This is a genomic window from Auritidibacter ignavus (assembly GCF_003703835.1).
Lineage (GTDB): Bacteria > Actinomycetota > Actinomycetes > Actinomycetales > Micrococcaceae > Auritidibacter > Auritidibacter ignavus.
On sequence record NZ_RDQR01000003.1, the window covers coordinates 51,507 to 63,534 of the forward strand.

Consider the following 12,028-nt stretch of genomic DNA (forward strand, 5'->3'; position numbering starts at 1 on the left):
AGGAGCTGGCATGAATGTTGAATTCATCCCCGCCTTCTCATGAAGGACGGGGTTTGTATTTTATGCGAAGACTACCACTGGCAAACAGAAATCTTTTCACAACTTAAGGACAACAAATGACCAACCCGCAGAAACCTATTGACCCTGCGTACAGCCTGAAATCTGCTGAAACTATCGGGGAACACGTGTCTCAGATCGCCATCGACGGGATGGGCGAATACGCCGTATTCACCAACACAAACCCCGAACTTTTGGCTCAACAACTCAGAGACATCGCAAACCACATCGAAGAAGAAAACCAGCCATGACCCACACGCCTTCGAGGAGAGCCCATGCAGTTACCAATTAAAAAGTTAAACCCGGACGCGAAACTTCCAACACGTGGCTCAGCCGATTCAGCTGGGCTTGATTTATATGCGCTAGGGTCCACCAGGATCGCGTCAGGAGCACGCGTAGCTGTCCCAACAGGTATTGCAGCATCAATACCTCACGGGCACGTTGGGATGCTGTTTATCCGGTCAGGACACGCACTAAAACACGGGTTGTCCCTCGCTAACGGAACCGGCGTTGTGGACGCAGACTACCGTGGCGAAATTATGGCAGTCGTCCATAACACTGGCATGCAACCGTACACCATCCACGACGGTGAACGATTCTGCCAACTCGTAATCCAAGAATACGTTCACGCCCTTGTGGTCGAAACCTACTCGATGAGTGGCACAGACAGAGGGGGTGCCGGTTTTGGGTCAACAGGTCAATGAACTCAGCATGGACCGGGTGACAACTTCAAATGACAAGATGACTGAATACGAGCTGTTTGTGACGGCCCCACATGAAGGAGGCAAGCCGTTATGGATAAACGCGAATCAACGCCAACACTGGGCCGTGAAAGCAAAAAACACGAAGCTATGGCGCCAAGCAACAGCACTTAGAGCGCGTCAAATGAAACTCCCAACAGGGCTAAAACGCGCTCACATCACCGTGCACGTCCACAAGAGCAACAGGCGCACCTACGACGTACACAACCTCTACGGAACAGCAAAAGCCGCCATTGACGGGCTCATTGACTACGGCGTCCTGCCAGATGACACGAATGCTCACCTGACCGGACCAGACATGCGAGAAGGCGATCCACGACCCATCGCAGGAATCACCATCACCATCAAGGAGACGACATGATCAACTTTATTTACCGCCTGAAATTCAAAGGCGCCCTATCAGCAACGAAGACAGTGCGTCTGTCAGAGCTTCGGGAGTACGTCAAATCGTTGGAACACCTGGACGATGACCAGATCATTCAGCTAGTTGATGACGCTGTGGAAGCGCACACGCCAGTGAACGACTCGAAGTCAACCGGCAATTCAATCGGCATCGCCTTGCACTGCGAGTCCTTCCCACCCCGTGACCACCTTGGCAGATTCGCCAAACGGAAATAAGCACACACCATATTCAAGCTGACCGCCCAATGAGGCGGTTGTTTTGTTTAACAGCTGGGGTCAGCACACGTTGGCCCCAGCTACCTTACCTAAGAGGCGTTTATGTCTCACGAATCATTCCACTCCCGCGCTGGCGATTACTTCGGGACCTGTCCTGTGACTGGCAAACGCGGGTACACCAGCCGCAAACAAGCACGCCGAGCCAGACAAGGCAGTGGTCACGTCCACGGTAACCCCTACAAGTGCCGACACTGTGGACTTTTTCACCTCGGCAGGTACAAGGCAGCGAAAACCCGCGACGAATACCGGGGCATGGTTGATCGGGGTTATGTTCACGTGAACACCGCGAGGAAAGAGCTCGGGGTCAGTCTGAACGTCTTGTTGCTTGCCCTCGACCACCTGGGCGTCACCCCAGAAAACAGCCATATACCTGCCAGTGTTCTACACCAACTCAAACAGCTCACCTACCGGTGAGGAGCCAACATGAGCCGCGAAAAGTACAACCTAAAACTCAGCGTTGACCTAGACGACAACACCACATTTGGAGACATCAGGAAATTCGTAGAAGCACTCAAGGGAATGCCAGACGACATGCCCACATTCTTCGCAAACGAAATGTCAAACGAAGGACCAGAACTACTCGGATACCTAGACCAAGCGCAGGAAGGACTCAGCAATGGCTAAGATGCGCGGGATCAAGCCGGAGACTTTCACTGACGACAAGATCCTGCAAATCTCACCATTAGCACGCTGGCTATTCATCGGCATGTGGACTCAAGCGTGCGATAACGGGCACGTCGAAGATAACCCGGTGCAACTCAAAGTCCGGTTACTTCCAATGGATAACTGCGACGTGAAAGAGCTTGTTGATGAGCTAGTCAATATCGGGCTGGTGAAGCGGATTGAAGGACACTTGTCGATCCCGAACCTTCCTCATCATCAGAAGATCGACCGCAGATTCTTAGTTTTCTGTGAAGCGTGTGAGTTCGACCCTGATGTGAAGTTCTACCCAAAAGACAAGCTGGCACGCTCACCGAGCAAACGACGTGCAAGCAAGGCGGAAGACGAAGGTAAAGACACCCGCTCGTCGGGCGCTCGTCGTGCACTCGTCGATGAAGGTGAAGGTGAAGGTGAAGGTGAAGGTGAGAGAGGCGCGCAGTCCAAGCCTTCCCGCAAAACCCGCATCCCAGACGACTGGGAACCTACCGACTCTCACAAGAAGCGTGGGGCAGAGAAGAACCTGAACCTCGCAGAAGAAGCTGAGAAGTTCAAGAACTGGGCAATAGCCAATGACCGTAAATACGTGGACTGGAACCGGGCGTTTAGTAACTGGCTGATCAACGCACGACCTCAACCCTCAAGATCTTCAGGGGATGACTCATGGCACAAACTGATGAACTGGAACAAGCAGAACTCGGCCTGATCGGGGCAACACTCAACAGTGCTGGACGAGCGTTCACCGAACTGGACTTTGACCCGACAGACTTCCGTCACCCCGTCATGGAACAAGTCTGGCGGGTCATGCAGAAAATGGTCCAAGACGGGAAACCAGTAGACCAGGTGACACTCATACACGCTCTAGCGAACAGTGACATGCCGGTAGAGCCATCGCTGATCCACAAGGCTGTAGAGGTCGCACCATCCCCTGCTTCAGCGAACTACTACGCGGGCATCGTCGCTGAGCACGCGGCCCGTAGGAGGCTAGCAACCGTGGGCCGGTCGATCATCGACCTAGCAGGCCAGCCCGGTAGCGTGGACGCGCTCATCGATGAGGCGAGAAAAAAACTCGACAACACGACCCGCGTGAACATCACTAGCCCGGTTCAGTACGTGTGGGAAACGATGGGCGACACGGTAGCAACGTTCACGGAGGGTGACACGTTCATTGAGACCCCGTGGCCGTCCTTGAACCGGATCATCGGCGGGCTAAGGCCAGGAGCGGTATACACGGTCGGCTCAAGGCCAGGTGTCGGCAAATCCGTGTTGGGTATCGAACTAGGGTTAGTGATGGCACAACACGGCGGTGTTGCGCTGTTCAGTCTTGAGATGTCCCAGGATGACGTAAACAAGCGGATTCTGGCTAATCAGAAGCAGATACCGATGAACCGGCTCATGTCGCCGTCTGAGCTCACGGACGTCGATTATCGGAAGATCGCGGAATGGCGTAACGAGTTCAGGCGGCCTTTCGCGGTGAATAAGTCGCCGCAGGTCACCATCGGGGAGATACGCCGGTTTGCCAGGAATGTGGATCGTCGTGACCCTCTGGCCGGTGTCGTGGTGGACTATCTGCAACTGATGGGGCAAGCGCCGAACGACAAGCGGGCCAGGCAGGAGTTTGTTTCCGACATGTCCCGGAACCTGAAATTGCTAGCTATGGAACTCGATGTGCCCGTGGTCATGCTCAGCCAGCTCAACCGTGAACTTGAAGGTAGAAATAACGGCATGCCGAAACTCTCCGATTTGCGCGAGTCGGGGTCGATCGAACAAGACAGCGACGTGGTACTGCTCCTCCACCGCGACATCGTAGACGAGGGGAAAGCTCACGAACTCCAAATGATCGTCGCCAAAAACCGCCACGGCGCACCAGGAGGACTCACACTCGACTTCGCAGGCCACTACAGCAAACTCAGAGAACCACATGGAGGATTCTAATGACCACTTTTCGCGACAACGGCGGGAAACTCCCGGCAGGACTCGACTACTTCCACAACCTACTCAGCCCGCCAGGACCATTCATGAGACTGCTCAAACATAAACGTCGGCCCATCGTCAAAGTGCGACGCATCTGGCGCGGACCAAACCCCATCACTGGGCAAACATTCTCAACCTGGTATTGGCAATGCAAACTATGCGACCACCACATGAACCCCCGCGACGTTGGCAGCACCTACTACGGCGAACTCTGCTTCACCTGGGCCGACGCTCAGGCCGACGCCGCCGAGGACCTACCCGGGGCGGCCTGACACACAGGAAATCACCGAGGACCTGTCCACAATCCTTGACACAGCCCAGCCTGCGTAGACCTCATCCACCAAGTCGCCGAAGAAACAGCCACCACACCAACGGAGGATTCTAAACAGTGACTACTGACACTCTCGACCTTCTCCACCAACTCACCAGAACACACAAAACCACCATCGAGAACGACGACGGAACACGCCAATACGTCGAAGTACACTCCTACCTCGCCCAACTCCAAGACGCCATCACCGGCAAATCACGCGGAAGAGGCGGCAACCAAACCAGCGCACCACTCAGCACAAACGCACTCGACCTCTGGCACGAAATCGCAGAAACCACGCTGCAACACTGGCCAGGCTACGGGCGCCCACACCTCGCCAGAACCCCACTACACAGGCGCATCCAGCAATGGGCATCCGTCGCACTGAACTCCAACGACGAACACGACGAAGCCACCCTCAACAAGCACCTAGCCAGATGGGTCCGAGAGATCCAAGCACTCTTCGAACCAAGCGTCGAACTCAGCGCGCCATGCCCCGAATGCCACGAAACCTACGTCTGGAGACACGAAGCCGGCGAAAACATCAGGAAACGCTGCCTCACCTTCAACAAACACCGGGCCACCTGCATCAACTGCAAAACCACCTGGGAAGGCAAAGCATCAATGGCCAACCTCGCACGCATCATCAACCACGACGCCCCCATCAACGGGACACCAGCACACACATCGCAAACCGAATAAAAATCTGCTATAGTAGTGAGTGCCCCGGTGAAGTGTCTGATTTTCCGAGAGCAACACAGAAACCCCGACCGTTTTGGTCAGGGGGTTTTTTGTTTAAGCCCGGCCCCACCGGATACGCAAACCACAAGGGCCGGGCACAAAACCTGCAACCTGAGAAAACCCTGGGCTAAACTGGCTCTTCACAATCGAGGGTGTAGACGGGGCTTGAATCCTCCGCTCTCGAGCAAGGACCTGGCGATGTAGTTGGTTGGGTTCCGGAAGCCCAGGGCGGATCCGCGCAGGTGTTCGAGTCGTCCGTTGATGGCCTCGGTGGGTCCGTTGGAGGTTCCGGGGCGGTCGAAGTAGGCCAGGATGTCTGCCGCCCTTTTCTTCAGCGTCCTACCCAGACCGGCTGATCAGCCTGGCCAAAGACAAAACCCTCACCATCGCCGCCGACCTCGACAGCAAGCACCAGGCCCGGCAAAAACGCCGCACCACCGGCATCCGCACCAAAGCCAGCTAACCCAAGTTTTCGCGCTCAAACTAGCTGAGGCACGACACTGCAGCCACGCGACCTCTCGCGCTCACGATCTGTGAGGCACGACTTACCCTTCGCGCTCAGTTTGACATGAGGCACTACGCAATGTCAGGACCGCTCTGGTCAGTATGGGAAGACATCGACATCTCAGATGACGCAGCAATGCAAGAGTACGATGAACTTGAAGCTCTCGTAGACAAATATGATAACGATATTGAACCCGGAGCCATCAAAGACGTATGGCTTATCTCCCAAGAAACAAGCCTCCCAGACGAGCTCACACGCCTCGGAATCAACGGAGGTAGTAGCTATATGGGCGGCACAGACGCACTCCCAGTCGAGATGGCAGAGTTTGACTTAGACTTCGAAGCCCCCACCAACTAATACGACCCGACCCTTCCAGCAGGACCCCTCCTTATGGGCGGGGTCCACCCCATTTAAAAGGCCCCCTCTACCTGACGTGGTACCCCACCACAGGCATGCCACCCCCACCCTGCGAAAGGGGACCCCATGCTCGTATGTGACGCCCACCCAGCAGAACGAGCCACCACAACCATCACCCTGCGCAGCGGCAAACAACTCACACTCTGCGGACACCACGCACGAACAGTCATCGAGCAGCTCATAGCGCAAGGCAAAACATTCAACGCCGAGAACCACAGCTGACCACAGGAAGTGATGAGTATGAAACAAAACTCATCACGAACAGGAACAGCACGATGGCGACGAGTCAGGCAACAGCGACTCGATCATGACTTCAACAACGGACTAACACACTGTCCAGACTGCGGAACGTTCCTTGACTGGGAATACAGTCGACGACCAAACAGCGCCGAACCAGACCACATCATCCCGCACAGCCAAGGCGGGCCAGACGCGTTCGAAAACACGCGGACCATATGCCGCAACTGCAACCAGCGGTCAGGCGGCAAACTCGGCGCGAAACACGGGGTAATCGCAGTACGAAAAGTGGAGTACCAGACCGCCCTCGACTGGTAAAAAGATTTTGAAAGTTTTTCGAAAAAAGATAGGTTCTGGGTTGCCTTCTGGATTCGGGTGTGTTAGAAGCCCGCGCCCCGGCCCAGGGGGCACCCGGTCCCCGTCACACCAAATCTAGCGCCCCGGGCATAGTGATATATTTTCAGCGTTTTCCACACGGCCCTGGGCGACAGGACACCGCTTAGGTGTAGTTCCTCGGGAGGTTGTGAACACTCGCGGTAGGAAGAAGACCTCCGGTACAGATGGGGTTTACCACAACACTCATCAATCCGGAGGTCTTCATGTCCCACCCTAATGCACCCCTGACGCCCGAAGGTCGCCGACGCCTGGCCGTGCTCATCGTCGAGGAGGGGTGGAGGATTCGTCGAGCTGCCGAGCGATTCCAAGTGTCACCCGCTACCGCGTCGAAATGGGCGACACGGTATCGGGCCGGAGACCCGTTGACCGACCGCTCGTCTCGACCCCGGCGCTGTCCCAACCGACTGTCACCCCGGCGAGAACGCCGCATTATTGCGCTTCGGTTTACCCGGCGGTGGGGCCCACATCGGATCAGTTACCACCTGGGGATCGCTCGATCGACGGTGGGGCGGGTGTTAGCACGGTACAACATGCCACCACTGGCCTGGTTGGATCAGGCCACCGGACTACCGATGCGCAAACTTTCGCCAGTGCGTTACGAGAAGGCCACCGCCGGGGAGCTGGTGCATGTCGACATCAAAAAACTCGGCCGGATCCCTGATGGTGGCGGCCACCGGAAACTCGGGGCAGCTGGACGCAAGAACAACGGGTATGGCAACACAGGCCGCGGCTACGCCTACCTGCATCACGCGGTGGATGACCACTCCCGGCTGGCCTATTCCGAGATCCTGCCCAATGAACGCCAAGACACCGCCGCCGCCTTCTGGCAACGCGCCCAAGCGTTCTTCACCGATGCTGGCATCACCGTCACCGCGGTGATGACCGATAATGGCTCCTGCTACCGCTCACGCCTGTTCAACGACACGCTCGGCCCAGAGATCAAACACCGGTACACCAGACCCTATCGGCCGCAAACCAATGGCAAAGTTGAACGCTTCAACCGCACCCTAGCCCAAGAATGGGCCTACGCTGAAACCTACTACAGCGACGAAGCCCGAGCCGAGACCTATGCTGACTGGTTGCACTACTATAATCACCACCGACCCCACACCGGCATCGGAGGCTCAACGCCCGCCCAACGCGTTCACAACCTCACGGGGAATTACACTTAGGAGGTGCTGTATGGCGGATAAGAAGCTTTTGAAAGCCGTTGACGGCGCATCGGTGCCTGACGGGTTGAGGGAGGCTCCTAAGACGATTTACGAGGCTGCTGAGTCTGGTTCGCAGTTGGACCAGTTGATTGCTCTGCGTCGTCGGATTGCTGCCACCTTGGATGCTGATACGACTTTGGCGCGTGATTTGGCGTCTTTGTCGAAGCGGATGATGGAGGTCTCTAAGGAGATTGAGCAGTTGCAGGCGCAAGAAGCTGAGCGGGCTAAGGATGCGGAGGTGAAGGATGGGAACATTAGCACCATCTGGAACTCCGAAGCTATCTGAGGTAGCTCGGCATCTTATCATGCCGGACGGAATTGTGTCGTCTGATTTCCCTTTGCTCGGTCCACAGATCGAGCGTATGGGGACACCGTTGGATCGTTGGCAGCAGGGGTTGTGTCAGGCGATTCTGGCGAAGCGTGAGAATGGGATGTACGCCTGCGGTATCGGTGGGGCAGTGGTCAGCATTCCGCGTCAGGTTGGGAAGACGTACACGATTGGTGTTTTGATTTTTGCACTGTGTGCGATGAATCCGGACATGCTGGTGTTGTGGTCTGCTCACAGGGCTAGGACGCACCAGGAGACTTTCAAATCGATGGACACGATGTCGAAACGGTCTGGTGTCGCCGCGTATGTCAAACGGGTGTTGACCGGGGCTGGTACGGAGGCTGTTGAATTTGCGAATGGTTCACGGGTTTTGTTTGGTGCTCGTGAGAATGGTTTCGGTCGTGGTTTTGCCAAGGTCGATGTGCTTGTGCTTGATGAGGCTCAGATCCTGACTGAGAAAGCCATGGAAGATATGGTTCCTGCGACGAACGCGGCTCCGAATGGGCTTGTGTTGATGATGGGCACTCCGCCTCGGCCTGGTGATCCTGGTGAGGTGTTTACGAGTCGGCGTGTTGATGCGCTGTCTGGTGACGACACTGACACGTTGTATGTGGAGTTCTCTGCTGATAAGAAGGCGAACCCTGATGACCGGGAGCAGTGGAAGAAAGCTAATCCGTCGTTCCCTGGTCGCACCACGGAGACAGCGATTCTTCGCGTCAAGAAGTTGCTCGGGTCTGTTGAGTCTTTCCTCCGTGAGGCTTTAGGGATTTGGGATGAAGAGCAGTTAGGCAAGAAGGCTGTTCAGTCTGAGGTGTGGGCAGCACGTCATGGGTCGTCAGATCAGGTTGAGTTGGCGTCTGAGGGTCGTCGTGTTGTTGGTGTCAGGTTCACTCCTGATGGTTCGACGGTTGCTGTGGCTGGCGCGGTGAAACCGGATGATGAGTCGTTACCATTTGTGGTTGAAGCGATTGATCAGCGGTCTACGAGCGGGGGCACTCAGTGGCTGGTTGATTTCCTGGTTGAGCGGCATACGGATTTGGCGCAGATTGTGATTGATGGGAAGTCTGGTGTCGGGTATCTTGTGAACGCTCTCAGGGCTGAGGGTGTCTCTGCGAAAACGATTTTGACGCCGACTACTGATGATGTGACAGCGGCTCATTCGATGATGGAGGCCGCTATTCGTGATGGTGGCCTGATACATACGGGCCAGGAGGCACTTGATGGCCAGGTGGTTGCGGCTTTGAAACGAAAGATTGGTACTGCTGGCGGCTTTGGTTGGGAAGCTCCGGATGGTGGCAGTGTGGCTTCATTTGAGGCTGTGACATTAGCGCACTGGGGTGCTCGTGTGACCAGGCGTAGACCAGGGAGGAAGGCGGTGATGTTGTGAGCGATTTGAGCGTGCGGGACATCGCTAACTTGTCGATTGTGAATGTCACCGATGATGAGATGGACACGATTCGTGCCCTGATTCGAGTGTGGCAGGATCGTTTGTCTCGGAACTTGGTCCGCACTGTTTATTATGATGCTGAGCAGGCATTCAAGGATTTGAATCTGATGTTGCCGCCGCAGTTGAAGAATGCGAAGTTTTATATTGGGTGGGCGAATATGGCGGTCCGGAAGGCCGCTATCCGTTCGCAGTTTGATGGTCTCAGGTTGCCTGGGGAAGATGACCCTTTTGAGTTGTCTGAGATTCTGGGTCAGAACAGTTTTGGTTTGGAGTTTTCGCAGTCGGTTGTTTCGGCGTACAAGCATGGCGTGTCATTCGTGACGGTTGCTAGGGGCGCTCCCGGTGAGCCGGATGTTCAGATTCAGTCGCATGAAGCTGAATCTGCTGCGGCGTTGTGGGATTACCGGAACCGTCGCATCAAGGCTGGCATCACGATTTCAGAGCTCGACGAAAAGGGGCCGTCCCGGTTTGTTGTGTACCTGGATGATGTTGTGCTGATTTGTGAGCGCAACGATTCTGGTAAGTGGGCTGCTGAGCGGTCTGCTAATCCTGTTGGCCGTGCGTTGATGGTGCCGGTTACTTATGATCCGCAGACGAATAAGCCGTTTGGTCGGTCGCGGATTACGAATCCGGTGATGTCGCTAACGGATATGGCTGTGCGCGCCTATGTCCGGATGGAAGGTAACGCCGAGTTATATAGCTCGCCGCAGTTGGCGATTGAGGGTATCGATCCTGAAGCGTTTGGGAATGTTTCGGAGCAGAAAAAGTTCAAGCTGGCGATGGACCGGCTTGTTGCGTTGACTCGTGATGAGGACGGCAACGCTCCGACTATCAAGCAGATGCAGCAGGCCACGATGACGCCGCATTCTGACATGTTGCGCACCGTGGCTATGGCTTTTAGCGGGGAGACGGGCATACCGCCGTCATCGTTGGGCATTATTCATGATCAGCCGTCGTCTGCTGAGGCGATTCGCGCGAATGAGCACGATTTGTTGATTGATGTCCAGTATCAGAATAAGTTCGTGTTGTCGTCTGCGGTGAAGCAGATTGCTCAGTATGCGGTGATGGTTCGTGATGGCTTGTCAGAGCCGCCTGCTGAGTCGCACAAGTTGTCTACTGTATTCCTTGATCCTGAGTTCCGTTCGATGTCTGCTCGTGCTGACGCTGCGGTCAAGCTGGCTTCTATTCCGACACTTGCTGATTCAACCGTACTGCTCGAAGAAATCTTTGATGAGGGTCAGATTCAGCGGGTTAATGCGGACCGACGTAGTGCGACTGTGGGTTCGTTCTTGAATCGCATATCGAGTCTTGAGCCGCGTTCTGTGCGTGCTCGTGCTGCTGCTGAAGCGGGCGTGGTGAATGCTGATGATGATTCCGTCTAGCGTGTTGGGGTCGTATTCGTCGTTGCGGAAGGTTATTAGTGACGCTGCGATGGATGACCTGGACTCGTTGATGGTGTCGGTGTTGCCGGAGTCGCCACGTGTGCAGCGTGAGGCGTTGCGGGATGTTATGCCTGATTTGGGTGACCGGTATGTTGGTGCGACGTCGATGGTGGCAGCTGAGTTTTTTGATGAGCTGATGTCGTTGCAGGATGTGGCGAAACCGGTTCGTGCTGACACGTTGCTCGTGGAGGACCCGAACCGGTGGCGGTCGTTGGTGGATTGGTCTGCTGCTGATTACGTGTTTGAGCGGCTGGGTGCTGATGCGGTGTTTTCCCGTCTTGCGGGCGGGTTGACGAAGATACTCACGGAAGCTGCGGCGGACACGATGATCGGGAACGCTGAACAACAACTCGATAACTTCTATAGCGCGCAGCGTGTCCCACAACCTGGCTGCTGTGCATTTTGCAGCATGTTGGCGTCTCGTGGTGCTGTTTATACTGAGCGGTCGGCTACTGGCGTTGTGGGGCGGGGTACGCCTATTGGGTCGCACCGGTTGGCGAAAGGGATTCGTCCTCGTGGATCACGGAAACTTGGTGAGCAGTTCCACGATTACTGTCGTTGTGAGGTTGTGATCCTGACCCAGGACAACCAGGCTGAGCTTTTGGCGATCCAAGAACAGCATCTCGCAGCGTATGAGAATGCCGCTCAGAACGCAGACGAGGGCAGGTCGTTGGCATGGAAAGAGACCACGCTGAAAGACGGCACGACGAAGCGGACGCATCACTGGGTGAAAGACGGCCAAAAACACACTGCCGCGGATAAGACCAGTGACATCCTGGCCTCGATGCGCGCCGAACTCGGTATCAAATAGATCTTCCAGTGGACTCCCGCTGGTGAACGGCACCCGACCGTTATTTCGGGGTTTAT

General features: G+C 55.7%; 17 protein-coding genes and 1 pseudogene. 17 read left to right on the forward strand and 1 reads right to left on the reverse strand.

The annotated features are described in order from the left end of the window. Nucleotides 1–116: 116 nt before the first annotated feature. From DYI20_RS02700 to DYI20_RS02745, 9 genes are all read left to right on the forward strand, one after another. On the forward strand, nt 117–308 hold the full coding sequence (locus DYI20_RS02700; protein ID WP_122548799.1) for a hypothetical protein: 192 nt from the start codon (nt 117–119) through the stop codon (nt 306–308). Between the two features lie 24 nt (nt 309–332). Further along, nucleotides 333–761: a dUTP diphosphatase gene (dut, locus tag DYI20_RS12860; RefSeq protein WP_122548800.1), complete on the forward strand. Its 429-nt coding sequence runs from the start codon at nt 333–335 to the stop codon at nt 759–761. After that, complete coding sequence (locus DYI20_RS02710) at nt 733–1,179, forward strand: RusA family crossover junction endodeoxyribonuclease (protein ID WP_147472506.1); 447 nt, start codon at nt 733–735, stop codon at nt 1,177–1,179. Before dut ends, DYI20_RS02710 begins: the two co-directional genes overlap by 29 nt. Then, a complete protein-coding gene (locus tag DYI20_RS02715; RefSeq protein WP_122548802.1) occupies nt 1,176–1,436 on the forward strand; it encodes a hypothetical protein in 261 nt (86 codons plus the stop codon). Before DYI20_RS02710 ends, DYI20_RS02715 begins: the two co-directional genes overlap by 4 nt. A gap of 483 nt (nt 1,437–1,919) precedes the next feature. After that, nucleotides 1,920–2,120 carry a hypothetical protein gene (locus tag DYI20_RS02725; protein ID WP_122548804.1) on the forward strand — a complete coding sequence of 67 codons (201 nt, stop codon included), beginning with the start codon at nt 1,920–1,922 and terminating at the stop codon, nt 2,118–2,120. Further along, nucleotides 2,113–2,859 carry a hypothetical protein gene (locus DYI20_RS02730; protein ID WP_122548805.1) on the forward strand — a complete coding sequence of 249 codons (747 nt, stop codon included), beginning with the start codon at nt 2,113–2,115 and terminating at the stop codon, nt 2,857–2,859. Before DYI20_RS02725 ends, DYI20_RS02730 begins: the two co-directional genes overlap by 8 nt. Then, nucleotides 2,817–4,088 carry a replicative DNA helicase gene (locus DYI20_RS02735; RefSeq protein WP_122548806.1) on the forward strand — a complete coding sequence of 424 codons (1,272 nt, stop codon included), beginning with the start codon at nt 2,817–2,819 and terminating at the stop codon, nt 4,086–4,088. The genes DYI20_RS02730 and DYI20_RS02735 overlap by 43 nt, the downstream gene beginning before the upstream one ends. Beyond that, a complete protein-coding gene (locus tag DYI20_RS02740) occupies nt 4,088–4,399 on the forward strand; it encodes a hypothetical protein (protein ID WP_122548807.1) in 312 nt (103 codons plus the stop codon). The genes DYI20_RS02735 and DYI20_RS02740 overlap by 1 nt, the downstream gene beginning before the upstream one ends. A 116-nt stretch (nt 4,400–4,515) precedes the next feature. Then, on the forward strand, nt 4,516–5,139 hold the full coding sequence (locus tag DYI20_RS02745; protein WP_122548808.1) for a DUF7341 domain-containing protein: 624 nt from the start codon (nt 4,516–4,518) through the stop codon (nt 5,137–5,139). Between the two features lie 179 nt (nt 5,140–5,318). Here the strand turns inward: DYI20_RS02745 and DYI20_RS02750 are convergent. Next, nucleotides 5,319–5,525 (reverse strand): annotated as a pseudogene (locus DYI20_RS02750) (transposase); the annotation flags it as partial. Between the two features lie 236 nt (nt 5,526–5,761). Here DYI20_RS02750 and DYI20_RS02755 point away from each other — a divergent pair. From DYI20_RS02755 to DYI20_RS02785, 8 genes are all read left to right on the forward strand, one after another. Next, entirely contained in the window at nt 5,762–6,040 is a 279-nt protein-coding gene (locus tag DYI20_RS02755; RefSeq protein WP_122548809.1) for a hypothetical protein, read from the forward strand. Nucleotides 6,041–6,166: 126 nt separating this feature from the next. Next, the gene (locus DYI20_RS12865; protein WP_424923554.1) at nt 6,167–6,322 is read left to right on the forward strand and encodes a DUF7455 domain-containing protein; all 156 of its coding nucleotides are present in this window, start codon (nt 6,167–6,169) and stop codon (nt 6,320–6,322) included. Nucleotides 6,323–6,340: 18 nt separating this feature from the next. Then, on the forward strand, nt 6,341–6,655 hold the full coding sequence (locus tag DYI20_RS12870; protein ID WP_183145584.1) for an HNH endonuclease: 315 nt from the start codon (nt 6,341–6,343) through the stop codon (nt 6,653–6,655). A 281-nt stretch (nt 6,656–6,936) separates the two neighbouring features. Next, nucleotides 6,937–7,905 carry an IS481 family transposase gene (locus DYI20_RS02765; RefSeq protein ID WP_122548871.1) on the forward strand — a complete coding sequence of 323 codons (969 nt, stop codon included), beginning with the start codon at nt 6,937–6,939 and terminating at the stop codon, nt 7,903–7,905. Nucleotides 7,906–7,915: 10 nt separating this feature from the next. Further along, on the forward strand, nt 7,916–8,230 hold the full coding sequence (locus DYI20_RS02770) for a hypothetical protein (protein ID WP_208392247.1): 315 nt from the start codon (nt 7,916–7,918) through the stop codon (nt 8,228–8,230). A gap of 19 nt (nt 8,231–8,249) precedes the next feature. Then, a complete protein-coding gene (locus tag DYI20_RS02775) occupies nt 8,250–9,659 on the forward strand; it encodes a terminase large subunit domain-containing protein (RefSeq protein ID WP_221040943.1) in 1,410 nt (469 codons plus the stop codon). Next, nucleotides 9,656–11,101, forward strand: coding sequence for a phage portal protein (locus tag DYI20_RS02780; protein ID WP_122548812.1), 1,446 nt, complete (start codon nt 9,656–9,658; stop codon nt 11,099–11,101). The genes DYI20_RS02775 and DYI20_RS02780 overlap by 4 nt, the downstream gene beginning before the upstream one ends. Beyond that, nucleotides 11,085–11,972: a VG15 protein gene (locus DYI20_RS02785; RefSeq protein ID WP_147472507.1), complete on the forward strand. Its 888-nt coding sequence runs from the start codon at nt 11,085–11,087 to the stop codon at nt 11,970–11,972. Before DYI20_RS02780 ends, DYI20_RS02785 begins: the two co-directional genes overlap by 17 nt. The last annotated feature ends 56 nt before the right edge of the window (nt 11,973–12,028 follow it).